Raw genomic sequence first — 26,574 nt, forward strand, 5'->3', positions numbered from 1 at the left:
TGATGATTTTGCCGTAATTAACGGAACTGGACAGGTTGAAGGGCCTCAGGTCGGCGGACCATTTAAAGGTTATATCGCAGCGGGACAGGCATTCATTGCAAAACCAACCACATCGACGGTAAATTTCAACAACAATCTGCGTGTAGGAGGGAATAATACACAGTTCTATAAAACTGCCAAAACAAACACAAGAGAAAAGAATCGTTTATGGCTCACTTTAACAAATACACAGGGAGCTTATAAACAGGCACTGCTTGGATATATTGAGGGAGCGACAAACAACGTTGATTACAACTTTGATGCGGCAACAATCTCAGGCAACAGTTTTATAGATTTTTATACCGTTAATGGAACCAGTAAATTGTCAATTCAGGGACGCGGGCTGCCGTTTGACAGCAGCGACCTAGTGCCGGTAGGATATAAATCTACAATTGAAGGTGATTTTACCATTGCAATTGACCATGCAGACGGATTCTTTGATACCCAGGCTGTTTATTTAGAAGATAAAACAACAGGAAAAATAACAGATCTTCGCAAAGAAAATNTCGTTTTGTCCTTCGTTATACTTCTAAAACTTTAGGAACAGATGACTTTGAAAATATTTCAGATGGAATTTTAGTCTCAGTTAAAAATAAAATAGTTAGAATTTCTTCTTCAAAAGAAACTATCAATGATGTTATTATTTATAATATACTGGGTCAGGAAATATTCAATAAGAAAAAAATTAATAGTACAGAATTTCAAATTTCGAATTTGCAGACAGGAAATCAAGTTTTACTGCTAAAGATTAATCTACAGAATGGTCATAGCACATCAAAAAAAATAATAATGGATTAATTCCTAAAACAAGAAACCCATCAAATTATGATGGGTTTCTTGTTTTTTATTCCTCTTTCAATTCATCAATCACCTTCTTTATTTCTTTGGCAAACTTTCCATAAAATTTATGAACCCACCATTCTAGAGAAATTCCCATAAAGAGCATCGTAAAAACAACCACTAGAAAGAATCCGATGAGTTGGCCGCTAGAAAATTCATGATCAACAAACCCTGGTATTTTGGTAAACGCATAATAATAAAAGCCTAAAAAATATAAAACCAAAAACGGAGTCAAAGCAAATCCAAAAGTTTTATACAATTCCATATTTAGCCTAATATCAAAATAGGTTTCATACAAACTGTCTTTTGTTCTTAGAGTTATATTATTCAACCGCTTATAAAAAAAGTAAAGCTTCGTCAAATAATAAACACAGACTGCTACAAAAAGACTGTACAGCAAATAATACAGAAAAGTCATCTTGGGTGGAAAATCACATATAAAAGGAACTGTACCTATCAAAACAATAGACAGGATTTGATAAATGAATTCATTTTTTAGATTTTTTTTAATTTTATCTAATGGAGTATTCGCAGATTGAATCTTCTCTAAATTTTCTGGCAGAATAATATTTTCGGGTTTTTCATTATTCCATGCATTTTGTATATCGTTAAAATCCATATCCCTGATTTTTAATAATTTCTTTTAATTTTTCTTTGGCTCTGTTCAATTTTACTCTGGCATTTCCTTCAGAAATTCCGAGATTCTGACCAATTTCTTTATGAGAGAAGCCTTCTAATTGATAGAAGATTATGGCTTTATCAATTTTATCCAGCTTTTGTACCGCTTTATAAAAATGATCCAGCTGACTTTCTTTTATATGAGAATCATTTTCGTCTTCTTTAATATTATCCGAATCGATTTCATATTTATCTATCTTTCGCTTTTCTTTCTTTAAAAATACAATTGCTGTATTTACTGCTACTCTATACATCCAAGTCGAAAACTGACTTTCATTTCGAAAAGAATCATATGATTTCCAAAGCTGGCAGACGATTTCCTGAAACAAATCCTGCTGATCATCAGAATTATCCATATACATTTTAGAAACTTTATATAAAATTCCTTTATGGCTTTGTATCCGATTCAAAAATTCTTGTTCTTTCTCTTTCAAAACAGATTTAGTTCATTATCGGTTTTACAGTATATCCTTCTTTTCTCAATAAATTAATAACTCCAAATTCACCTCCCAAATGCCCAGCGCCAACAGCGAAGAAAACTCTATTTTGTTTCATTAACTCTGGCATTGCTTTTACCCAGTTCAAATTTCTATTGTCAAGAATCTGCTTCTTTGTTTTTTCACTTGTAAATTTTTCATCAGTTGTTAAAGCATACATGCTATCAATGTTTTCATTTTTGTATGCAGTAACTAATTGCTCTGATTCCTCAGAAGTTGATTCTTCTAAAATCTTTAAAATTTCATCATTTGAATAAGCATTTTCCAAAATTTCAAATTGAGCCTTTACGGTTTCAAGACCAGAAATTGAGACATTTCTTTTTTTAGCGGCATCAGAAAACTCCATTTCATAAAACTTAAGATCTGTGCAACCAAAACTTTTCATACTAATCAAACTTAAGACTGTTAAAAGACTGAAACTATCTACTTGCTGCACACTCATTCCTGTGCTCTTTTTTAAAATTAAATCTAGTTTTGCCAATTGTTCTGGACTTAATTTTTTACTTAGTGGTTCTTTTCCCATTGCCAACTGCTGCATTTGGCTCATTTCATTGGGATCTGTAAAATTGATTTCTAAATATAATTTATTTGAGGCGTCAAATGCTTTTTTTGCTTTTTCAGATAAAAAATAATCCTTTGAACAAATCATATGGATCGTTCCATACAAATAAGACGGCTTTTCAAGTCCTTTTCCTGAAACTTCCCACAAAAGTGAATTTTCTAGTTTACGTGATTTTTCCTGTGCTGAAATAGTTGAAGAAAAAAAGAATATAAATAGTATTCCTGCAAATCGAAATATTGTTTTCATGTTTATGGGTTTATTTGATTACGACTGGTAAGTAATCGAATCATTAAAACGTTACAAGAAATTTTAAAATTTTCAGAAAATAAAATCTCTTAGTAACTCTAAAGCTTGATTAATTTGTTCTTGTGAATTGTAATTATGAATACAAAAACGAAGACGTTCCTGACCTTGTGGTACAATTGGCGACAGAATTGACTGCACATCAAATCCTTTATCTTGAAGTTCCTGCTCCAGCTTTTTGGCATTTTCATTTCCAGGAACAATAGCACAATGTATAGCAGATTTGCTACGAACAAACATTGGCTTTAAGCCTAATAAATTTTTATACTGATTAAAATATATAATGTTTTGGCGAAGTTTTTCAATAGCCTCTTTTTCAATTTCCAAATGTTGATAAGCTATCAAAATAGTTGCAACTGAATGAGGAGACAAACCCGTTGAGTAAATAAAGTTTTTTGCAAAATTTATGAGATATTCTTTCAGTTCAACGGAACCAAGAATCCCCGCACCATAACATCCTAAACCTTTTCCAAAAGTCATGATTCGTGCAAAAATTTTATCATGCAATTGAAGATACTGACTAAGACCTTCTCCTCTTTCGCCAAAAACACCTAATGTGTTGGATTCATCAACAATTACATAGCAATTGTGTTTTTCTGAAAGCGCAATTAATTCTTCTAGATTTGGGCTGTCGCCGTCTATTGAAAAAACACTTTCTGTGACGATATAAACCAATTGATTTGGAAATTCTAGAATTAAACGTTCTAAATCTTCAAAGTCATTGTGATTAAATTTAAAAGATTTGGCACTAGAAATCGAAATTCCGTCTTTTATTGAAGTATGACATAGCTCATCATACAAAACAACATCATTTTCTTGGGGTACAGCGCTAAAAAAAGCAATATTGGCATCGTAACCCGAATTAAAAATTAAAGCAGCTTCTGCATCATGAAACTGCGCTATAAAGTTTTCTGCAATGTGATAAAGTGAATGATTCCCAGAAACCAATCTAGAGCCAGTTGCCCCATTTTGAAAAATTTCATTTTCTAACAAATAAGCGTGGACATTTCTAAAAATTATTTCAGATTTTGAAAAACCAATATAATCATTGGAAGAAAAATCAACTACGTTATTAAATACAGGCAATTTTTTAAGGGAATTATCCTCCCTACAATTTTCTATTTTCTCGCCAAGATTTTCAGGTAGTTTCATAAAACAAAAGTATAAAATTGAAATTACAGTAAACAAACAACGGACTTGTATTAAGTCCGTTGTTTTAAATTTACTAATTATTTAGCACTAATGAAAGGTGAATTCCTGCTATATTGTGATTCAACCATTTCATTAATCATAAAATCCGAAATATCTAATGCAGTAATTTTATCTCCTAAACAATCTTCGAGATTTACATCTATTGCATTAGTTTCATTTTTAAATTCAATAAAAGGAACTCGAACTTGCGTCCAGTTTACATCACTTTCAGTCAAAAGATTATAGGTATTTTGTCTATCGATCTGAATTGACGGAAAATTAGTTTTCATCCAGTCGGTTGCCATAATAGTTTTTGGACTTTTTTTATCGAATGGTGTATCGATATTAAGACCAGCTAAAAGAACATAACGATCTATATTATATTCTTTCATGGCATTTAAGACATTCTTGGTGGTTCCATATGCCACAAGAGGTTCATCCTTTCTCTGACTAATTGTATTAAGTACTGCCTGACAATCATGCATTACTGATTTAATCGCTTCAAGATCTAATGAGTCACCTTTGACAATTTCAATATCGGGATTTACAATTTCAAAACTTTCTGGATTTCTCAGCAAAAGTTTTACGCTGAATCCCTTTTTTAATAACTGGTTCACAAGATAATTTCCAGTTCTTCCTCCGCCTCCAAGAACGGCAACTTTTGATATATTTTTCATAAGTATTCTTTATAAAATTTGATAATAAAAGATTGTGCTTCATCGTTGATGAAACAAAACATAAAAGCTTACCGAACTTTTACAAATGATCAAATATTTTATAAAGAGATTTTAATATTTCAAAAGTACGAAAATAAAAAAAGCCAGATATTAAATCTGGCCATAAAATACATTTACGAAAACTATAATTTTTTAAAGAATTTAATTAATTGTGTAAGTTACCGTATTACTTGTTGTGCTGTTAATTAAGTATTGAGTAGTAGCAGGATAGCCACGTTTTGCAATATCACGTTCAACCGCAGTAAGTGGCGATTCGCAACAGACACCAAGCCAAGGGGCTGTATATGTTGGACCAACTACAACATTTGCTGCTTCAGCTGAAATCTCATTGATACAATTAGAACTCGAAGTTAGGGACATTGTCCCAAATCCTAATGCTAGTACTAGCATTACTACAGAAAATCTTTTCATAATAAGTGGTTTAATTTGTTAATAGAGCTACAAATATATATTGTATTAAGTAATTTTCTTACTTATTTTTTAAAATATATTATTTTTATTACAAATAAAACAAACAGCTACTTCAATTACGTTTATACACAAATAAAAAAACCAGACAAATACTGTCTGGTTTTCTACTTATTTTAAAATTTGTTTTAGTCAACTAAAACAATAATTTTATTATTTTTCATCTCGATTGTTCCTGACTTAATCTCTAAAGTATAAGTTTGGTCATTTACTCTCTTGAATTTATCAACGGCTTCCTTAGAAAAATTAAAGCTAGGAGCTGCAATTTTAATTGTTCCTTCTTCTAAGATAGAAACAATTGGTGCGTGATGATTTAAAATCTGAAAGCTTCCATCAACTCCTGGCAAAGTAACCGAAGTTACCTCTCCTGAAAATAATTTCGCTTCTGGTGATACTATTTCTAAAATCATATTTTTTAAGTTAGAAGTTATTTGTTAAAAGTTAAAAGTTACGAAACGTATAACCTCTAACTTTTAACTTTTAACTTTATTTTTATGCTTCAGCTAACATTTTTTCTCCAGCTTCGATTGCATCTTGAATAGAACCTTTCAAGTTGAAAGCAGCTTCTGGAAGGTGATCTAACTCACCATCGATAATCATGTTGAAACCTTTGATAGTATCTTTAATATCAACTAATACACCTGGGATACCTGTAAATTGCTCCGCAACGTGGAAAGGTTGAGACAAGAAACGTTGTACACGACGTGCTCTTGATACTGAAAGTTTATCTTCTTCAGATAACTCCTCCATACCAAGAATCGCGATGATATCTTGTAATTGTTTGTATTTTTGAAGAATCTCTTTTACTCTTTGTGCACAGTTGTAGTGCTCATCTCCTAAGATATGTGGAGTTAAAATTCTTGAAGTAGAATCTAACGGGTCAACCGCAGGATAGATACCTAACTCAGCAATTTTACGAGACAATACAGTTGTAGCATCTAAGTGAGCAAACGTTGTTGCTGGCGCCGGGTCAGTTAAGTCATCCGCAGGAACGTAAACCGCTTGTACAGATGTAATAGATCCTTTGTTTGTAGATGTAATACGCTCTTGCATAGCACCCATCTCTGTTGCTAAAGTTGGTTGGTAACCTACCGCAGATGGCATACGACCTAAAAGTGCCGATACCTCAGAACCTGCTTGTGTAAAACGGAAGATATTATCAACGAAGAATAATACATCTTTACCTTGATCAGATCCAGCTCCATCACGGAAATACTCAGCGATAGATAATCCTGAAAGTGCCACACGTGCACGAGCTCCAGGTGGCTCATTCATTTGTCCGAAAACGAAAGTAGCTTTAGACTCTCTCATTCCTGGCATATCTACTTTAGATAAATCCCATCCTCCATTTTCCATAGAGTGCATGAAATCATCACCGTATTTAATAATTCCTGACTCTAACATCTCACGAAGTAAGTCATTCCCTTCACGTGTTCTTTCACCTACCCCAGCGAATACTGAAAGTCCACCGTGACCTTTTGCAATATTGTTGATCAACTCCTGAATTAATACTGTTTTACCAACACCAGCACCACCAAACAATCCAATTTTACCTCCTTTTGCGTAAGGCTCGATCAAATCGATTACTTTGATACCTGTGAATAAAACTTCAGATGAAGTTGATAAATCTTCGAATTTAGGAGCTTGTCTGTGAATTGGCAGACCATTTTCTCCAGTTTTTGGCAAATCACCTAAACCGTCAATGGCATCTCCAACAACATTAAATAATCTTCCATATACGTCTGGACCGATTGGCATTTGGATTGGATTTCCAGTTCCAACTACTTCATATCCTCTGCTTAAACCATCTGTTGAATCCATAGAAATGGTACGAACAGTGTTTTCGCCAATATGAGATTGTACTTCTAGAACTAAAATAGTTCCATCTTTTTTAGTGATTTCTAGTGAATCATAAATTTTTGGAAGTTCAACATCTTTACCGTTGAAAACTACGTCTACTACTGGTCCAATGATTTGAGCAACTTTTCCTATTACTTTTGACATTACTTATGTATTTATTAAATAGCTATTTAGGTTTATCGAAAATACCTCTTTTTTCAGAGCGCAAAGATAATTTTTTAAAATATAAAATCAATTTTTTTTTCATAAAAAATACCATGATTTTGTTTGATTCATAAAACCCACCTATAAAATCACAAAATCGGCATTTTTTTAATAAAAGAAAAAAAACCGCTGCATCCTAAAAATGAGCGGTTTTTTGAAGTTAAAAATAGTTTTCAATTATAATGTAGCTGGAAATAAAACTTGGTAGTTACCAATATCCACCCCTTTTAGATTTGAACCATATTTAGCATTTATTACCTCAATAAATTTATTTGCAATAAAAGCATATCCTCTTGGAGAAGGATGAACTCCATCTAGAGAGAACATTCCACCAGTAACAAATGTAGCTTTTAATGTAAAGTTGTTCATTGTAATTCCGTTTGGTTTATTTAGATCATCCATAATTGATTTAGCATCAACAATTGCCAATCCATTCGCATCTGCTGCAGCTTTAATCGTTAAATTATAAGCATTCGTAGCCGTTTCAATTTCAGCAACTTCAGAAGGCAGTAAAACATATCTGTCTGGCAACGGAAAGGTCACTCCTAATTGTGACAAAGAAGGCGAAGGCGAAGCAATTCCATCAGCGGCAACTGTTGGAACTTTACCTATTCTAGATGAAGCGCCCAAAACAATTAAATCAGTAGGCAGTGCTTGTCTAGCTCTTCCAAAAATCTGTCCCATTACTGTAGCAGTTGTAGCATCTAATCCACCTCCCATTAATACTGCTTTTAAATTTGCTGAAAGATCAGGCAGGGTCTCGTCTACAATTAATAATGGATTATTTCCTGTTGCAGACAAAAGATTAATTCTGCTTCCCTGACCTAAAAATGCTAATGCATTATGCAACGGACCATATAATTGAGCATTTAAAGTACCAACCAAACTCACTCCTCCAGCACTTAAATTCGCTTGAGTTAACTGATTGTAGGCAATCACATGAAAATGAGGAAGAGTAGTAATTACAGGTAAATTAGCCACAACTCCTTTTCTTCCACCAGAAACAAGCTGTGTAACCAAGGCGTTATATGCTGCCGCAAAAGTAGCCGGCGGCGTTAACGGATTTACTGTCGGATCACCACCAGCAGTTGCGTAGCCCAACTCATCATTACCCCCTATCCACAAAGAGAAAAAAGTAGGATTTTGACTTAAAGCATCGGCCAGAACTGTAGTTGTTGTACTTGAAGCAAAACGAGCAAAATAAGGATTTGCTGTTCCTGCAACAACTCCCGCTGGATTACCATAACCAGGCGCTAACAAATGGAAACTTTTAGCTCCAGGAACTCCTAAATTACCAAAAGTCCCAGACAAATGCGCTGTAACTTCTGTCGTTGGTGTTCCCTCAACTGGAACTGGTGCACTCTTAAAATATAAACGAGGCCCAAAAATAACATTCCCTCCTAATAACAACCCCCCAATATTATCATTTGAAAAAGGCGTTTTAAACTCTCCTCCTCCAACTAAAGCAAATTGCTGTGCCAAAATGTTTGGATAAGCACCTTCTTGTCCCTTAATAAATAAGGCATTATCACTAAAACCTGCCGCAAAAGAATCTCCTAATGCCACATATTTAGAAAAATCTGCACTTCCAGCTGTCAAAGGCTTCCCATCAGACGATTCCACAGGAACAACCACATCATCATCACTATTACAAGCCATAAAGGTTAACGAAACCAATAAAAGCCATTTGAAATTTTTTATCATAATTTCTATATTTTAAATTTATTCATTTCCAAATCATAAATTCAGAAACATATATAATGAATTTTACACTGAGTTAATAAATCAATTATGGATTGATAGTCCAAGAAGCAAAATACTGCTGTCCAATTAATCCCGCTCCAATAACTTGATAATATTCTTTACCACCAATGTTAGCCGCTCCTAATTTTACAACTGATTTCAATTTTGGAATTCCATAATTTATCTGCGCATCGATTACAGTTGCAGATTTGATCACACCATCAGCAAAACCTGCCTGCCACAGATATTCACTGTTCCATCTTCCACTAACACTGAAGCCAAAATTCTTGAACAGTTTATCATTTCCAAGTGACATTTTAACTCTATGTTTTGGAGTATTAAATCCAGCTTCAAAACTTGGATCTTTTTCTTGATCAAAATCGAATTGAGCATAGTTATAATTTACCCCTAATTCGAAATCAGAAATTATTTTTCTAGAAAGTCCAACCCCAAATCCTAATGAATGTATTTCTACATCTGAATTGGTATACAATTGATACACTCTATATTCTCCATTTTGAATAGCTCTTACAGACTGCACTCCTGCATCTGTAGTTCCTGCCGCAAGATTTGGATTATCCTGTGCTGTTCCGTAGTAAGGAGAAATTACATTTAAAGTACCAATGAAATTATTATAAATATTATAGTAACCGTTAAGATCTATTGACGTACCTTCAAAAATAGAGCGATATCCAATTTCAAAAGCTTTTACTTCTTCAGGTTTTACCAAGTTCGCTCTGGATTTCTTCAATAAAGCTGCTGCAGCAATTGGATTACTTCCTGCCATAGCTGAAAACGCATTTACAGAACTTGCTAAATAAGAATTATTATAAGCATCAACACCAGTCATATTTTTAGTAGCACTTCCGTTGCTGTAAGATTGACCTTCAGTACTTAACGGAAATGTTTCACTAAATCTTGTCAAGTTATCCGGCGCAGAACCAATCAACACAGCACTTCCAATATTAAATCCAATATATTGATCTTGAGTAGAAGGATTTCTAAAACCTGTTTGGAAAGATCCTCTAAAATTATGATTTCTCTTCTCTCCTCCTGAATACACTAAAGATAAACGCGGTGAAAAGTTTCCATCAAAGTTTTTAGATTTATCATAACGAAGAGATCCTGTAAACTTCAATCTGTCATCCATGAATTTTTTCATCAATTGAGCATAAGCTCCATACTCATTGTAATTAATCGGACCATTTGCGTCCGTATAAATTCTTCCATGAGAATTCAGTTCATAAGCCCTAAAAGAACCTCCAACTTGAATCTCCGCAAATTTTATTAGATCTCTAAAATTATAGTTTGCATCAGAATGGTAAATTTTTGAGTTATCAACCAATTTTGAACCAGAAAGAACATCTTCCTCATTTGTAACTTGATTAAAAGCATTTTTGAATTCTGCTGTTCCTGGCAAGAAACGACCAGTATCTGCAGTAGTTCTTCCTGCCGCATGTGCCTGCTCAGGCGTCATACCTGCCAATGTACCTTGTATATATGCGCCTGCATATTGACCAAACCAAGTATTATCATCTTTCCATTTTCTATTAACATTGATACCCGTAAAAACCATATCATAAGAATGACCTCCATCTTCCCCAGTCATGTACCCTCTTACAAAAAAGTTTTTCCCTTTAAATTCTAATTTATTCTGGTACATAAAAAAATCATTCAGATAATACCTGTTAGCTCCTTGATAAACAGCATTCCCTGTACCAATTTTACTCTGCCAGATAATTTCCAACTTTTCATCTCCAAAAGGTCGTGCATGCAAAGAAAAATCAATCTTAATATTCGACGCCTTATTATCCGTTAAATCAATTTCATTATAACCTGTTCTACTAACCATAGAATTCGGTAAAAGATTAGATGCACCAGCCGGAATTAACCCCATTGCCTCTAACTTCTGACCAACGCCTTTAATATTCGTCGCTGCCTCATCACCATAAACATTGATTCCATCATAACTAGGATTCGTTCTATCAATGCCCGTCCTTGTCTTGTCATTATAATTTGTAGCATACCAATCTGTAGCTTCCATGTAGGTAAAATTCGCTTTAGCAGCAAAGTATTTATTAAAAGCGCGAGCAAATCGAATACCAAAATCATAATAACTATTTGTGCCCGCAGCTTCTTGAGAAGTTACTCCATATTTAAAATAAGCTGAAACACCTTGATTTGTAAATGGACTTTTACTGGTCATGAATAAAATTCCATTAAAAGCATTTGCTCCATATAATGCAGATGAAGCACCTGGCAGAAGTTCCACACTCTGAACATCAATTTCCGAAACCCCAATCATGTTTCCTAAAACAAAATTCAGCAATGGAGAAGAGTTATCCATACCATCTACCAACTGCATAAAACGAGTATTTGCAACAGTCGCAAATCCCCTTGTATTGATTGACTTGAAAGACATACTACTGGTATTCATCTGTACCTCTTTCATATTTTCTAGACCATCATAAAAAGTTGGAGAAGCCGTCCTTTTTATTTCCTGAATTCCCATTCTTTCAATTGTCACAGGAGATTCCAAAACTCTTTCTGGTGTTCTGGATGCTGAAACTACAATTTCATCTAATTTAGTTTCTTCATCAATTAGAATTACATTCAACTTTTGATTAGCCGTGGTTACATTAATCGTTTTTGACACAAATCCTACTGCAGAAACTTTTACAGAAAAAGGAAGTTTAGAATTGGTTGTCAATTTAAATGATCCGTCGAAATCAGTAGACGCACCACTATTTTCACCGACAACAATAACATTAGCACCTGGAATAGATTGTTTGTTACCATCGGTAACCGAACCTGTTATTGTATTCTGCGCAAAGGATATTCCGCTGAATAACAACATAATTAGCAAGTAGACTCTCATTGGGTTAGTTTTTTCGTTAGTATATATAGCCAAAATACATAAATATTTTCATATGTATAAAAAAACGTTAAATAAAATTAATATTTAGCACTATTTTAATCAATATTTTAACTATTTATCAATGAGTTTTATTAAAATAAAATCAAAGAAGACCACAAGAAAATCTTACTTACTATGCATACATACAATTTTTGATTAAAAAAATGAAAAATTCATAAAAATACAGGTGTTGAAAAAAAAATTCGACAATAAAAAAAAGCGAGACATAAATCTCGCTTTTTTAACATATTTATATTTTAAATAGAAGTTATTCTACTGTAACTGACTTCGCTAGGTTACGAGGCTGATCCACATTACAACCTCTCATTACAGCAATGTAATAAGAAAGCAATTGCAATGGAATTGTAGTAACTAATGGAGACAATGCGTCTGAAGTTTCTGGAATTTCGATTACATAATCTGCTAATTCACGAACTTGAGTATCACCTTTGGTAACAACCGCAATGATTTTCCCGCTTCTTGATTTAATTTCCTGAATGTTACTTACAATCTTGTCGTAATGTCCTTGTTTAGGCGCAATAACAATTACTGGCATAAATTCATCAATTAAAGCAATTGGACCGTGTTTCATTTCGGCAGCTGGATAACCTTCAGCGTGGATATATGAAATTTCTTTTAACTTTAAAGCACCCTCTAAAGCAACTGGAAAATTATATCCTCTACCTAAATAAAGACAGTTTGGCGAATCTTTAAAGGCAGCAGCAATTTCTTTTGCTTTATCATTGGTTTCTAATGCTTCAGCTACTTTTTCAGGAATAATTTCTAATTCTTGAAGATAAGTATGGAAATCTGTATTTGACAAAGTTCCTTTAGCTTTTCCTAATCTTAAAGCGATCATCGTTAAAACTGTGATCTGAGTAGTAAATGCCTTTGTTGAAGCAACTCCGATCTCTGGTCCTGCGTGTGTATAAGCACCTGCATGACTTTCTCTTGAAATAGAAGATCCAACAACGTTACAAACACCAAATACAAACGCTCCGTTTTCTTTAGCCAATTTGATAGCCGCCATAGTATCTGCAGTCTCACCAGATTGCGAGATAGCAATAACAACATCATCTTTATTGATAATCGGATTTCTGTATCTAAACTCAGAAGCATATTCTACTTCAACAGGAATACGAGTAAACTCTTCAAAAATATATTCTGCAACTAAACCTGCATGCCAAGAAGTTCCACAAGCTACAATTAGAATTCGCTTAGCGTTTAAGAATTTTTCAATATTATCTTCAACACCTGCCATTTGAACAATTCCTTGATTCGCATTAAGTCTACCTCTATAAGTATCTTTAATAACACTTGGCTGTTCGTAAATCTCTTTTAGCATGAAATGGTCATAACCTCCTTTTTCAATTTGCTCCAAATTCATTTGAAGCTCTTGAATATAAGGGTCTACCAAAGAGTCATCTTTAATTTTTCTAATTTTGATTGGCTTGTGCAGTCTTATATTTGCCATCTCTCCATCTTCCAAATACACTGCATTAGAAGTATATTCAATAAATGGTGATGCATCAGAAGCAATAAAATATTCGCCTTCTCCAACTCCAATTGCCAACGGACTTCCTAATCTTGCCGCAACAATCTCGTTTGGATTCTTTTTATCAAAAACAGCAATTGCATAAGCACCAACAACTTGATTCAATGCAATTTGAACAGCTTTACCTAACTTAATGTTTTCTTTCTTTTGAACTTCTTCAATTAAATTAACTAAAACCTCAGTATCTGTATCAGATTTAAAAGTATATCCTCTTTTTATCAATTCTTCTTTTAGAGGCGCGTAATTTTCTATAATTCCATTATGGATAATTACAAGATCTCCAGAATTTGAAAGATGCGGATGAGAGTTTACATCATTTGGAACACCGTGGGTTGCCCAGCGTGTATGTCCAATTCCAATATTTCCGTTTGTTGTAAAACCTTCATTAGCTTTAGCTTCAAGGTCTGACACTTTACCTTTTGTTTTACACACTTTTATGCCTGACTCATCGTCATATAACATAACACCGGCACTATCATACCCTCTGTACTCAAGCCGCTTCAGCCCCTTGATTACAATAGGATAAGCGTCTCTATGGCCGATATATCCAACAATTCCACACATATATATTTATTAATTTGGTTTCGTGTAGTAAACCTCAAGTCTCAATCTTTTATCATCCGGAACAGAAGTTTTTCCGCCATATAAGATTGTACCTAGAGGATTCATAACCGATGCTCTCGGTGCTTGTGATATTGTTTCGTTTTTTAGTTTTAGTACATTTGAAGCTATAATGCTTACATCTTCTGTTACTACTAAACCTAATCGTACATTTTTCACAGTTGCGTCTTTAATAATATTACGTATATGATTGGTTAATCTGATTTTATATGTTTTACCTCTTTTAGTGGTAGCATCAATATTTATCATACCATCATAAATATATCGAGTTGTTTTAGGATCTGACGGGTTTAATGCTCCAGAAGTCCCATCCGAATAATCCGTAATAATTGTATTATTATCTAAATCGTATAAATAAACTCTTTTCGGCTCATCTGCTCCAGTCATCTTATCAGAATCGATATAGAAAACTAGATTTGCTTCATTTACCATCCATTTGTTAGCTCTAATTGTTTCAAGCTGCGCCCCAAAATCATTAAGACTAATGACCGCCAGAGCACCTTGACCTCCTTTTAAATAAAGCCTTTCATCTCCATCTGTTTTATTAACATTTGTAGTTATGGCACTTTCATAATCAGGTTTTCTAACATCCTGAAGGAAGCTGGCTGTATTTACTATACCTCCAGTTATACTGCTTTTAAGATTTAAAAGAATTTGTTTGCTTTCTGTAGCATCACCATCTGTTGTTGAAGCTGTTTTAGCTTTATAATAAATAGTAATTACACCTTTAGAAAAATCCATCAAGGCCATATTACTAGGAAAAGATCCTGATTTTTCTACATTAAAATACAATCCTCTAAAATATTCTTGAAAAAGATCTTCAGTAGAAAGTTTTGATGCTGCAGCATTTAGGATTTTCGCTTGGAAAAAATCTTTATTAAGATGCAAAGTCATCTGTGGAACTGATCTAGTAACAGTTTCTTTTTTAGTATCTGGATCAATCGTTTTGGTTTTAATTTCGGCTGGATCAAAATAGAATTGGTCGTTTTCTAACAAATTACCAGATTTATCTTTAATTTGTGCATCATTTAAAAGTACATCTCCTTTTTGATTAAAAAAATCAGTGTTTTGATCTGTATAATAAAACTGCGGCAATTGAGACCCACCACTAAAATAGCTGCTTCTCATCTGCATTTTTGACTCATATACACTCAGCTTAATTTTTCCATTTTGATCTCCATAAATAGAATCTAGAACATACGTATTATTTCCGTTTGTATCTGTTGATTTTACATGACTAAAATAAGGAATCGCAAGCTTAACACTATCAATAACTGGGGCTTCACCAATTGTAGGAGCATAAGCAGAAAGTGCCAATTGCGTAACAAAGTTAGCTGTTGTAGTACCAAATACTGGATTATCATAAATTCCTAAAGCATTAATCGCCAAGTTATTGGACTGAATAGGAGTTACTTCTTGATTAAATGCTAAAACATTATATTTCTCTGGTTCAAGACCAAAATGATCATCTCCAATTAAACCATCACCAATTGCATTAAAATCTTTATCGCAAGAATATAAAAAAACAACAATTAAAGCTAAAAGAATTTTCTTAATAAAAGAAGTATTATACATGTTTTATAATAAAGTTAAAATTTAAAGTCCAAACGTTCTGTAGAAATTTGTATAAGCGTCAGCAAATGCATCTTTCGTGGCGAAAGGTAAAAAAGGTTTTCCTGAAGATTCTATAAATTTTGTTAAACTTGGAGAAACATTTTCTGATGCTATTATTACTCCATCAGAATGTAATATACTAGCTTTTAAAACATTCTCGTAATTTGGAACTTCTAAATCTGATACAGCCTCATGAGGAACACCGTCATATTTAACTTTATTTATCATCTCCAAATCTAAATTTTCATCAAAAGACTGTCCGTAAACAGAAGTTATAATTTTAGTTTCAGAAAACAATGCTTCGTGTTTGTAATAATGTTTCATGTAGATTGGAAGCATTGCAGCCAGCCAGCCATGAACGTGAATAATATCTGGAACCCAGTTTAATTTTTTAACTGTCTCAACAACACCTTTAGCAAAAAAGATTGCTCTCTCATCATTATCAGGGTATAAAACTCCCTCCTCATCTGCGAAGGTTGCTTTACGTTTAAAATATTCATCGTTATCAATAAAGTAAACCTGAATTCTTTCTTTTGGAATTGATGCTACTTTGATAATCAATGGCATATCTAAGTCATTCACTACCAAATTCATCCCAGAAAGTCTAATTACTTCATGCAGTTGATGTCTTCTCTCGTTGATATTCCCGTATCTTGGCATGAAAATTCTTATCTGACCGCCTTGATCATTAATCATTTTCGGAACGTCATAAGACATTAAAGAAACCTCATTTTCAGCCAAATAAGGCACGACTTCAGATGATACATATAATATCCTCTTATCTTTCATAATAGTATTTTACTTAATTTTGGTAATAAAAACGTCGCAAAATTACAAAAATTTATGCAGTTTATAACTAATATATTATGTTTGCACTAAATTTTAATAATACCTCGATGCATATTTTCTACAGTAAAGCAGCTTTGATAGCTTATATTAAAACTATCAAAACCGCAAATTCAACCATCGGATTTGTACCAACAATGGGCGCTTTACACCAAGGACATTTGGCCTTAATGCAGCGTTCGTTAAAAGAAAACGACGACACAGTTGTGAGCATTTTTGTCAATCCAACACAATTTAACAATCCTGAAGATTTAGAAAAATACCCGCGAACTTTAGAAGAGGATATTAGGAAAATGCGTACATTAAGTGATAAAATCATTTTATACGCACCTTCTGTTGAGGATATTTATGAAGGAAACACCATTTCTCAAACTTTTGATTTTGATGGATTGGAAAATCAAATGGAAGGAAAATTCAGGCCAGGACATTTTAATGGAGTTGGAACAATTGTAAAAAGACTTTTCGAAATTGTAACTCCGACAAATGCTTATTTTGGAGAAAAAGATTTTCAGCAACTTCAAATTGTTAAAAAAATGGTCGAGAAAACAAATTTACCTGTAAATATTGTTGGCTGTCCAATTTTTAGAGAAGAAAACCAGCTTGCAATGAGTTCTCGTAACGAACGTTTAACGGCACAAGAACGCAAAGATGCTTCTATAATCTATAAAACATTGACTGAGGCAAAAGATATTTTTCAAACTCATACTCCACAAGAAACTGTTGAATTTGTAGAAAATTCTTTCAAAGACAACAAAGAGTTTGAACTTGAATATTTTGTTATTGCTGACGAATCTACACTTTTACCTATCGATCAGAAAGATAAAGACAAAAAATATCGTGCATTTATAGCGGTATTTGTTAATTCTATAAGACTGATTGATACCATTTCATTAAATTAATCTAACTTTGCAGCATGCAAATTCAAGTTATAAAATCAAAAATTCATCGCGTTAAAGTAACGGGTGCCGATTTAAATTATATTGGCAGCATTACTATTGATGAAACTTTACTAGAGGCTTCAAACATTATTGAAGGCGAAAAAGTATCTATTGTAAACATTAATAATGGCGAACGTTTTGAAACTTACGCTATTAAAGGAGAAAAAAATTCAGGTGAAATCACTTTGAATGGTCCTGCAGCAAGAAAAGTTCAGAAAGATGATATCATTATTATCATTTCTTATGCAACTTTAGATTTTGAAGAAGCAAAAACCTTCAAACCATGGATTATTTTCCCAAATGAAAATGACAATTCATTAACCTAATCTTTTTCTTTTTCTAAGAATTCCCCCTCTTTGTCAAAATCCAAATTTTGTACAAAACAAGCTTCTTTTGCCTCAGTCAAAAATGATTTTGGTCTTAAACTGCTGTGCTTCAATTTCAAATCTGCTTAACAAAGAAGCAAATAAAATAGTATATTGCTACACTATTTTCAATACTTTTTTAATTCACTGAAATGCCACAAATCATGAAAAAAGTTTACCTACTAACACTTTTGATTTCATTTTCGTCGTTTGCCCAAAAAACGTTCGATAATATTAAATCAGAAAAACTGGGAGAAGAACGCAGAATTACGATTGGACTTCCTGCTTCTTACGAAGCAAACAAAGACAAAAAATATCCTGTTCTTTATTTATTGGATGGGGATTACTTATTTGATCCTTTTTCTGGAGCAGTAAGTTATGGTTCTTATTGGGATGATATTCCAGAAATGATTATTATCGGAATTCATCAAAACAAAGACGGAGAACGTTTTGACGACACAACAATCGATCAAAACAACGGACTTCCTTTTGAAAAAGGAGCACAATTTTTCGAATTTATAGGAGCAGAATTGATTCCGTATATCGAAAAAAAATACCGCACTTCTCCATTTAGAATAATTGCGGGACATGATTTAACAGCAAGTTTTGCCAATTTTTATTTGTATAAAGAAAGTCCAATTTTTAATGCTTATATCTGTTTTAGTCCGGAATTAGCACCAAAAATGGAAGTTCGTATTCCAGAAAAATTTGCTAAAATTAAAGAACCTATATTCTACTATTTATCTGCTGCCGACGGCGATATTAAAAAAATAAAAGAACCAATAGAAAAATTAGACAGTAATATTAAAATTGCAAATAATCCGTTAGTAAATTACAAATACGAATTATTTAAAGGCACGACACATTACACAGAAGTATTGCATTCTATTCCGAGTGCGCTGTATCAGATTTTTGAGGTTTACCGACCTATAAATTCTGCCGAGTACAATAATAAAATTGCCGTTCTTCAATCTGGTTATGCCGAATATTTAGAGAACAAATACAACGAAATGTCTAAAGTTTTAGGCGTTCAAATTCCGGTTCGTATGAGTGATTTTAAAGTTATTGAAAACTTAATTTTAAAAAATAACGCTTACAGCGAGCTAGGAAAAATGGCTGAAATAGGAAATGTAAATTATCCTAAAGCCATGTTAGGAGAATATGAATTAGGATTAATGTATGAAAAACAAGGCGATCCTAAACATGCATCGAAAAAATATCAAAACGCTTCGCAAATGGAGCCGATTGGTGATTTGAACAAAGATTTGATGTATGAGAAAATCGACGAAATGAATACGCTCGCGAAAAAAAGTAAATAATGTCAAAAGTTAAAACTTCCTTTTTTTGTCAAAACTGCGGAACGCAATATTCCAAATGGCAGGGACAATGTAATGCCTGCAAAGAATGGAATACGATTGCCGAAGAAATTATTCAAAAACAGGAAAAAGTAGCCTGGAAGAGTGAACCAACTCCAGTTGGTAAAGCACCAAGACCTTTAAAAATAAACGAAATTGATTCTACCCAGGAAGTCCGAATGGACACAACGGACAGCGAATTAAATCGTGTTTTAGGCGGTGGACTTGTTCCTGGCTCATTAACTCTTTTGGGTGGAGAACCTGGCATTGGAAAAAGTACACTTTTGCTTCAGGTTTCGCTAAAATTACCTTATAAAACATTATACGTTTCCGGAGAAGAAAGCCAGAAACAAATAAAAATGCGTGCCGAAAGAATAACGCCAAATAGCGATAACTGCTATATTTTAACGGAAACTAAGACGCAGAATATTTTCAAACAAATTGAAACTATTCAACCTGAAGTTGTCATAATTGACTCTATTCAGACTTTGCATACTGATTATATCGAATCGACTGCAGGAAGCATTTCTCAGATTCGAGAAACTACCGCCGAACTAATCAAGTTTGCTAAAGAAAGTAATATTCCCGTAATTTTAATCGGACATATTACAAAAGACGGAAATATTGCTGGTCCGAAAATCTTAGAACACATGGTTGATACCGTTTTGCAATTTGAAGGCGACCGAAATCATGTGTACCGAATTTTACGTTCCTTAAAAAACCGTTTTGGATCTACTGCCGAGCTGGGAATTTACGAAATGCTTGGAAGCGGACTTAGAGAAGTAAGCAATCCTTCTGAAATTTTAATTTCTCACAAAGACGAAGAATTATCTGGAACTGCAATTGCCACAACTCTTGAAGGTATGCGCCCGTTAATGATCGAAATACAATCTTTGGTTAGTACCGCAGTTTACGGAACTCCACAGCGAAGTACAACTGGTTACAACGCCAAAAGGCTAAATATGATTTTGGCAGTTTTAGAAAAAAGAGCTGGATTTCGTTTAGGCGCAAAAGACGTTTTCTTAAATGTTACAGGCGGAATTTCTGTTGATGATCCTGCAATTGATCTAGCGGTTGTCGCTGCCATTTTATCTTCCAACGAAGATATTCCAGTTGGTAAAGGTTTTTGTTTTGCTGGAGAAGTTGGGCTCTCGGGCGAAATTCGTCCTGTAAACCGTGTGGACCAGCGCATTCAGGAAGCAGAAAAACTAGGATTTGATACTATTTTTGTTTCTAAATACAATAAAATTGCTTTAAAAAACACTGGAATTAAAATCGAACTGGTTGCTAAAATTGAAGATGTTGCAAGCATTCTTTTTGGTTGATTTTTTAGAATATCTACTATAAAAAAATCCTGCTCTCGAGTATAATACTTATGAGCAGGATTTTTTAAACTTTTTAAGTTCTTACCATTTTATAATTCTAAAGCTTCCCTCAGTAACAGTAAATGTTTTTCCTTTTGAAGTTCCTGAAAAACTGAAAGTACCTTCAATTTTCTTATCATCATTAACAATAATATTTATCGTTCCAGATGTAGCATCGGCATTCTCTATTTCTGGCATAAAACTAAAGGACGCGTGGTACGTAGTAGTAAGATTTGATAAATCAAAAACTATGGGATGACTTCCTGTTGTAATATTCAAAGGCGTCCATAAAGAGATTTTTTTATAGGTATTATCAATTCCTGTACTTCCCATTATATTGATACTTCCTGAACTTATCAAGGCAGGTTCAGCAAAAGTATAAACAGTTTCATTATACTTAAATTTCATAAATCCTTCTTGACTGCTTGGAGTATCTGTATCATCTGACGAATTATCACTACTACATGAAGACAACACTAATGCACAAATTGCAAAAGACAAAAACATAATTTTTTTTAAAATTTTCATTTGACTGGTTTTTTATTATTTAACAGCGCAAATATATAGGATAAATACTATAAAAAAATACGGTTTTCCACAATTAATAAAATAAAACAGCTTCAACAAGCTTAATCCATATGATGTCTTTACAAAAAAGCGTTGCGTATAACAGTACAAACAGAATTAGATCAACATTTTAGACACATTGTTTAAAATTTAAAAGAAAAACTCTCCAAGCTGGTAATTTTAAATTTAAATTTGAAAACTGAATAATTTCGAAGCAAACTAATTTTATGAATTTTCCAAAACAAAAAATATACAAGGCATTAAAAGTACTAGCCGTCGTAGTGATTTTGCTTTGCATCGGCTTGTATTATTTCCGAAATTCACTTTTAAAGCAGGCAATTGCAAAAGTTACCCATAAAATGGCTGTTGAGTATAATAGTAATTTTTCTGTAAAATCGGCTTCGTTTGATGGATTGTCTACCATAAAACTGACCGATGTAGTTTTGGCACCTATAAATGCCGACACTTTATGCAAAATTAAAAATGTTGAAACCAGCATTAGCTTAAGCAGTTTATTAATCGGAGATGTTCAAATTGGCACTTTAAAAGTTGATAACGGTTATATTCAATTGGTCAAAAAAGGCAAAAAACGAAATTTTGATGCTTTTTTAAAAAGAGACCGTGAAGAAACAGAATCAAACGAAAAGCGCAAATATGGTTCTTTTGCTTACAGAATCATTTCCAAACTCTTGAATTTGGTTCCGACCGACATGGATTTGAAAAATTTTAATTTTAAAATCGATGACAACGGAAAACAAACTTCTATTGCAGTAAACAAACTAATCTTAAACAATAAACAATTAGAAACTAATCTTCATGTTCAAGCGAAAGACTTTGATCAACGCTGGAATATTAAAGGTTTTGCTGATCCGAGAAACAAAAAAGCTGATATTCGTTTTTTCAATTTAGACACTGGTGCAATTCGTGTTCCATATCTCGATCAGCGCTATAACTTAAAAGCAAGTTTCGATTCTATCCGCCTTAATGTTCAAAACATAGACAAAAGCGGCAGCGAACTCCATATAGACGGCTACACTTCTATTGCCAATCTTAAAATCAATCACCCGAAAATTGCCAGTAAAGATGTGGTTATAAAAAATGCCCGTTTTGATTACCGCTTTTTATTGGGAGACAGTTTTATTTCTATTGACAGCTCTTCGACCATGCAGTTGAATAAAATAAAAGTACGTCCGTACATTTCTTATGATACTGAAAAAGATACGGTTTACACTTTAAAAGTTGATATTCCGAAAATGAAAGCGCAGGATTTCATCGTTTCGCTTCCAGATGGTTTATTTACACATTTTCAAGGCATGCAGGCAACTGGGAATTTCGATTATAAATTAGATTTCAAATTCAATCAAAACAAACCCAATACACTTGTTTTTGACAGCAAACTGAATAAAGAAGATTTAAGAATTACCAAATATGGTGAAGCCGATTTAAATAAATTAAACGGCGAATTTGTGTACCGCGCGATTATTCAAAATGTATTACAGCGACCAATTTTGGTTGGAAATGCAAATCCGAATTATACGCCTTTGGACCAAATTTCTCCTTATTTAAGAAAATGTGTTTTAACAACAGAAGATCCGTCATTCTTCTCGCATCGCGGATTCATTAATGAAGCCTTCAAACAATCTATTCTAAAAAACATCAGAACCAAAAAATTCTCGCGTGGTGCCAGCACAATCAGCATGCAGTTGATAAAGAATGTGTTTTTGACTCGTGAAAAAACACTTTCGCGAAAGCTTGAAGAAATCCTTTTAGTTTACATTTTAGAAAACAACCGAATTGTAAGCAAAGAAAGAATGCTGGAAGTATATTTCAACATTATCGAATGGGGACCAAACGTATACGGAATTGGCGAAGCGAGTCATTTTTATTTCCAAAAAAGTCCTTCGGCTTTAAATGTTGATGAATGTTTGTATTTGGCAACTATTATTCCGAAGCCAAGAAAATTCATGTATCAATTTAACGATCAAGGCAATTTGAAAGATTATGCCATTAAAAACCAAAAATTCTTGAAGAATCTAATGTTCCGCCGCGGTCTTTTAGTTCCAGAAGATACATTGGGACAATTGCCAGTTTATATATCTGGTAATGCTCGCTCATTTATAAAAATCAAAGTTCCGGATTCGACAGCTGTGAAATTGGATTCTCTCGCAACTGATGATGAATTTGATTTATAAGATTAAAAATTGCCACGAAGGCACAAAGCCACAAAGTTTTTTTATTGAACTTTGTGGCTTTGTTATTTTCAAACACATCAAATAAATATAAGTTTTTTCTTTCATATATTTGCTTCCAATTTTTAATAAATAAGAATATGAAAAGAATAAATTTTCAATTGTTAGCCCTAATTTTTTGTCAGGCTATGATTGGTCAGGTTGGTGTTGGAACGAATGCATCTTATAACAGGAATAATGATAATTATGAGTATGCCAATAGAAGTATTCTTGATGTAAAATTAGACTCAGAAAATGATATGTTTGTAAGCATTAAAGGTCTTGCAAACATAAAAGCAGATACTTATATCGCCACTTTTAGTGTTACTCAAAATGGAAAAACCGCACAAGAAGTAAACGAGCTAATAGACAAACGAATTAATCAATCCGTAAGCGAAATCAAACTTAAAAAAAATGTTGAAACTTTTATTGATATGATTTCATTTGTTCCTGTTTATGAATATGAAACAGAAAAGAAAAATTTTAGCCGAAAAACATATAATGAAATACCGGCAGGTTTTGAACTAAAGAAAAACATTCTAATCAAATATTCTGACCCAAATCAGTTAAATGACATTATTTCGATACTATCAAATAACGAAATCTATGATTTAGCAAGAAATGATTATTACTCCGACTCATTAGAGTCAATCAAGAAAGAAATGATGAATAAGGCAAAATTACTTGTTCAGGAAAAAATAAAGAACTACGAGATTTTATTAGGACAATCATTAGCAGATTCCGAAAAAAAAATAATTGATGGTTACACAGTAAACTATCCCATTGATATGTATAAATCTTATGAAGCGTCTAATAGTTCTTCATTAAATTTAAAAAAAACTGCTCCTATAAATCAAGTAAGTAAATCTACAACAATTTATTATCAACCCATTTTGAACAAAGAATTTGATTTTGTAATTAACCCAACCTTGCTAGAACCTGCGATTCAGATACAGTATGAAGTCAAAATTGCAATCAAAACAAACAAACCAGCAAAGATGGATAAAAATTTTGTTCTTATAACTCCTAATGGAGAATTAAAGGCATTAGACACAAACACAACTGCGCGGCCTATTAGATAGAAGCTAATCCATTAATCTAAATTTATATAATGCCTAACAGATAATAAAAATCTGTTAGGCATTATTTTTTTAAGGAGCCGGGTCAGGAATTATTGCCTGAACAGCATCGATTTCTGCTAAGATTTGTTTAGAAAGTACCACATCAATCGTGTCGATATTCTCTTTTAATTGTTCTAAAGTTGTAGCTCCGATAATGGCACTTGTCAAAAACGGCTGTTGCAATACAAACCCCATTGCTAACTCGGTTAACGTTAAGCCATGCTTTTTAGCGATTTCCTGATACAATTTAGTTGCTTCGGTACATTGGTCGCTATTGTAACGTTTGTATTGCGGAAAAAGATTAATTCTCGCTTTTGGATGACTTTCACCCGTTAAGAATTTCCCAGTCAAAACTCCAAAAGCTAAAGGCGAATACCCTAGCAATCCCACATTTTCATATTTTGAAACTTCTGCAGAGTTCACTTCAAATAAACGATTCAATAAAGAATACGGATTTTGAACGGTTTTAATTCTTGGCAGATTTTGATATTTGCTTTCTTCTAAAAGGCGCATCATTCCCCAAGAATTTTCATTTGAAACTCCAATGTGTTTGATTTTCCCTTCTTTAATTAATCCGTCGAAAGTTTCTAGGATTTCTCTAAAATTATCTTCCCAAATATCATCATGTCCGTGGAAGGCGCGCTGTCCAAAATTATTGGTTTTTCTTTCTGGCCAGTGCATTTGGTACAAATCGATATAATCTGTCTGAAGTCTTTTTAAACTGTTTTCAACCGCATATTTAATACTCGCTGGAGAAAAGTCCAATTTCTCACGCATGTATCCAAAATTCGGATTTGGACCCGCAATTTTTGATGCTAAAACGACTTTATCGCGATTTCCTGATTTCTTGAACCAAGTTCCTATAATTTTTTCTGTGCTTCCGTAAGTTGCTTCGCTTGCAGGAACAGAATACATTTCGGCTGTGTCAAAAAAGTTAACGCCTCTTTCAAGAGCATAATCCATTTGTTCGTGTCCTTCAGCTTCTGTATTCTGCTGCCCAAAAGTCATTGTTCCAAGGCAGATTTTACTAACTTTTATGTCGGTGTTGGGTAATGTTGTGTATTTCATTCTTTACTAAGGTTCAAAGTTGCAAAGAGGCAAAGGTACAAAGGGATTTTTCAAATTGAAATTTGTTAAAGGTTAAAAAAACCACAAGATTTTCTCTTTCTTTCTTCTCCTGCAAGGTTTCCAAAACCTTGTAGGTATCAACATTTCGTATCAAGATTAAAATGTACAAGGTTTTGCAAACCTTGCAGGAAACAAAAAAGCTCAAAGCATAAAACTTTGAGCTTTTATTATTTCAAACTTTTCACAGGTTTTTGAAAAGAATTAAAAACCCTGATTACAAAAATTGAATTTTCTCGAATTTGATAAAGAACCTTAAAGTTTCTTATTACTATTCTTCGACAATCTAATCTGTATTCATCTAATTGAAACTGTTCTGCAAAAACAATTTCATTGGTACAGTTGAATAATTCATTTCTGATTTTAAGTGCTGTTTCTTTCGATATTCTATTTTTTAATGAAATATAAATTTCTTTTAGATCTTCTTTTGCGTTTGAAGTCCAAAAAATTTCAAATTTAGTATTACTCATTATCCCAATCTTGCATTTCTTTCGACAAATCTTCTTTTGAAATTATTCGATTGTATTTTATATCATCCAATCCTTCTTCAACTTTATTATGATATTCTGATAATGACAGAGGATTTCCATCTGAATCATACGAAACTACTTCATTCAAATAATTATCAAAAACGGAAGAAACAATTCTCAACACTCTTTCATCAGCTAAATCCAGTTGATTTCTTATTTTTTCTTTTAATTCTGGAAGTCCCATCGTTTAAATTTTAGAAATTCAAAGTTACGAAAATAATAAAACAGAAGCTCCAATTTGAAAAATCAAGATACCAAAACTAAAACTTCAAATCTAAAAACAAATCTGCAAGGTTTTAAAAACCT

The 26,574-nt window shown here is 33.2% G+C and carries 24 protein-coding genes; 7 read left to right on the plus strand and 17 right to left on the minus strand.

All coding sequences use genetic code 11. From position 1 onward, the window contains the following. Nucleotides 1–678: 678 nt before the first annotated feature. Complete coding sequence (locus ASE40_RS22575) at nt 679–837, plus strand: T9SS sorting signal type C domain-containing protein (protein ID WP_410503470.1); 159 nt, start codon at nt 679–681, stop codon at nt 835–837. 46 nt (nt 838–883) lie between these two features. On the opposite strand, the gene ASE40_RS02915 is transcribed toward ASE40_RS22575, so the two are convergent. The 13 genes from ASE40_RS02915 to ASE40_RS02975 all read right to left on the minus strand — a co-directional run bounded on the left by ASE40_RS02915 (nt 884) and on the right by ASE40_RS02975 (nt 16,618). Next, nucleotides 884–1,498, minus strand: coding sequence for a DUF2975 domain-containing protein (locus ASE40_RS02915; protein WP_057115298.1), 615 nt, complete (start codon nt 1,496–1,498; stop codon nt 884–886). Beyond that, complete coding sequence (locus ASE40_RS02920; RefSeq protein ID WP_373428955.1) at nt 1,488–1,919, minus strand: RNA polymerase sigma factor; 432 nt, start codon at nt 1,917–1,919, stop codon at nt 1,488–1,490. Before ASE40_RS02920 ends, ASE40_RS02915 begins: the two co-directional genes overlap by 11 nt. 79 nt (nt 1,920–1,998) lie before the next feature. Further along, entirely contained in the window at nt 1,999–2,862 is an 864-nt protein-coding gene (locus tag ASE40_RS02925) for a TraB/GumN family protein (protein WP_057115300.1), read from the minus strand. 72 nt (nt 2,863–2,934) lie between these two features. After that, nucleotides 2,935–4,071, minus strand: a complete 1,137-nt coding sequence (locus ASE40_RS02930; RefSeq protein ID WP_057115301.1) for an aminotransferase class I/II-fold pyridoxal phosphate-dependent enzyme — start codon at nt 4,069–4,071, stop codon at nt 2,935–2,937. Between the two features lie 77 nt (nt 4,072–4,148). Next, nucleotides 4,149–4,787, minus strand: coding sequence for an NAD(P)-dependent oxidoreductase (locus ASE40_RS02935; protein ID WP_057115302.1), 639 nt, complete (start codon nt 4,785–4,787; stop codon nt 4,149–4,151). Nucleotides 4,788–4,988: 201 nt separating this feature from the next. After that, entirely contained in the window at nt 4,989–5,237 is a 249-nt protein-coding gene (locus tag ASE40_RS02940) for a hypothetical protein (RefSeq protein ID WP_128414923.1), read from the minus strand. Nucleotides 5,238–5,443: 206 nt separating this feature from the next. Further along, nucleotides 5,444–5,725 (minus strand): F0F1 ATP synthase subunit epsilon, encoded by a 282-nt coding sequence (locus ASE40_RS02945; protein ID WP_057115304.1) that lies wholly within the window; start codon nt 5,723–5,725, stop codon nt 5,444–5,446. 82 nt (nt 5,726–5,807) lie between these two features. Beyond that, entirely contained in the window at nt 5,808–7,319 is a 1,512-nt protein-coding gene (gene atpD, locus ASE40_RS02950; protein ID WP_057115305.1) for a F0F1 ATP synthase subunit beta, read from the minus strand. Nucleotides 7,320–7,556: 237 nt separating this feature from the next. After that, the gene (locus ASE40_RS02955) at nt 7,557–9,083 is read right to left on the minus strand and encodes an SGNH/GDSL hydrolase family protein (protein ID WP_057115306.1); all 1,527 of its coding nucleotides are present in this window, start codon (nt 9,081–9,083) and stop codon (nt 7,557–7,559) included. An 85-nt stretch (nt 9,084–9,168) separates the two neighbouring features. Further along, a complete protein-coding gene (locus tag ASE40_RS02960) occupies nt 9,169–12,000 on the minus strand; it encodes a TonB-dependent receptor domain-containing protein (protein ID WP_057115307.1) in 2,832 nt (943 codons plus the stop codon). A gap of 307 nt (nt 12,001–12,307) precedes the next feature. Further along, a complete protein-coding gene (gene glmS, locus ASE40_RS02965; RefSeq protein WP_057115308.1) occupies nt 12,308–14,158 on the minus strand; it encodes a glutamine--fructose-6-phosphate transaminase (isomerizing) in 1,851 nt (616 codons plus the stop codon). A 9-nt stretch (nt 14,159–14,167) separates the two neighbouring features. Further along, nucleotides 14,168–15,790: a DUF4270 domain-containing protein gene (locus ASE40_RS02970; protein WP_057115309.1), complete on the minus strand. Its 1,623-nt coding sequence runs from the start codon at nt 15,788–15,790 to the stop codon at nt 14,168–14,170. Between the two features lie 21 nt (nt 15,791–15,811). Further along, nucleotides 15,812–16,618 carry a glycogen/starch synthase gene (locus tag ASE40_RS02975; RefSeq protein WP_057115310.1) on the minus strand — a complete coding sequence of 269 codons (807 nt, stop codon included), beginning with the start codon at nt 16,616–16,618 and terminating at the stop codon, nt 15,812–15,814. Between the two features lie 77 nt (nt 16,619–16,695). Between ASE40_RS02975 and panC the strand changes: the two genes are divergently transcribed. The 4 genes from panC to radA all read left to right on the plus strand — a co-directional run bounded on the left by panC (nt 16,696) and on the right by radA (nt 20,658). Next, nucleotides 16,696–17,574 (plus strand): pantoate--beta-alanine ligase, encoded by an 879-nt coding sequence (gene panC, locus ASE40_RS02980; RefSeq protein WP_057115311.1) that lies wholly within the window; start codon nt 16,696–16,698, stop codon nt 17,572–17,574. A 14-nt stretch (nt 17,575–17,588) separates the two neighbouring features. Beyond that, nucleotides 17,589–17,939 carry an aspartate 1-decarboxylase gene (gene panD / locus ASE40_RS02985; protein ID WP_008465481.1) on the plus strand — a complete coding sequence of 117 codons (351 nt, stop codon included), beginning with the start codon at nt 17,589–17,591 and terminating at the stop codon, nt 17,937–17,939. Nucleotides 17,940–18,142: 203 nt separating this feature from the next. Next, nucleotides 18,143–19,297: an alpha/beta hydrolase gene (locus ASE40_RS02990; RefSeq protein ID WP_057115312.1), complete on the plus strand. Its 1,155-nt coding sequence runs from the start codon at nt 18,143–18,145 to the stop codon at nt 19,295–19,297. Next, complete coding sequence (gene radA, locus ASE40_RS02995; protein ID WP_057115313.1) at nt 19,297–20,658, plus strand: DNA repair protein RadA; 1,362 nt, start codon at nt 19,297–19,299, stop codon at nt 20,656–20,658. Before ASE40_RS02990 ends, radA begins: the two co-directional genes overlap by 1 nt. 81 nt (nt 20,659–20,739) lie before the next feature. On the opposite strand, the gene ASE40_RS03000 is transcribed toward radA, so the two are convergent. After that, complete coding sequence (locus tag ASE40_RS03000; protein ID WP_057115314.1) at nt 20,740–21,225, minus strand: DUF6252 family protein; 486 nt, start codon at nt 21,223–21,225, stop codon at nt 20,740–20,742. 266 nt (nt 21,226–21,491) lie between these two features. Here ASE40_RS03000 and ASE40_RS03005 point away from each other — a divergent pair, with 266 nt between their 5' ends. Continuing rightward, on the plus strand, nt 21,492–23,456 hold the full coding sequence (locus ASE40_RS03005; protein ID WP_057115315.1) for a transglycosylase domain-containing protein: 1,965 nt from the start codon (nt 21,492–21,494) through the stop codon (nt 23,454–23,456). A 137-nt stretch (nt 23,457–23,593) separates the two neighbouring features. Beyond that, nucleotides 23,594–24,574: an SIMPL domain-containing protein gene (locus tag ASE40_RS03010; RefSeq protein WP_057115316.1), complete on the plus strand. Its 981-nt coding sequence runs from the start codon at nt 23,594–23,596 to the stop codon at nt 24,572–24,574. 69 nt (nt 24,575–24,643) lie between these two features. On the opposite strand, the gene ASE40_RS03015 is transcribed toward ASE40_RS03010, so the two are convergent. The 3 genes from ASE40_RS03015 to ASE40_RS03025 all read right to left on the minus strand — a co-directional run bounded on the left by ASE40_RS03015 (nt 24,644) and on the right by ASE40_RS03025 (nt 26,452). Continuing rightward, nucleotides 24,644–25,681: an aldo/keto reductase gene (locus ASE40_RS03015; protein WP_057115317.1), complete on the minus strand. Its 1,038-nt coding sequence runs from the start codon at nt 25,679–25,681 to the stop codon at nt 24,644–24,646. 227 nt (nt 25,682–25,908) lie between these two features. Next, nucleotides 25,909–26,208 carry a type II toxin-antitoxin system RelE/ParE family toxin gene (locus ASE40_RS22580; protein ID WP_057115318.1) on the minus strand — a complete coding sequence of 100 codons (300 nt, stop codon included), beginning with the start codon at nt 26,206–26,208 and terminating at the stop codon, nt 25,909–25,911. Continuing rightward, nucleotides 26,201–26,452 carry a hypothetical protein gene (locus ASE40_RS03025; RefSeq protein ID WP_057115319.1) on the minus strand — a complete coding sequence of 84 codons (252 nt, stop codon included), beginning with the start codon at nt 26,450–26,452 and terminating at the stop codon, nt 26,201–26,203. Before ASE40_RS03025 ends, ASE40_RS22580 begins: the two co-directional genes overlap by 8 nt. Nucleotides 26,453–26,574: the final 122 nt, after the last annotated feature.

Source organism: Flavobacterium sp. Root935 (genome assembly GCF_001429295.1).
Classification (GTDB): domain Bacteria; phylum Bacteroidota; class Bacteroidia; order Flavobacteriales; family Flavobacteriaceae; genus Flavobacterium.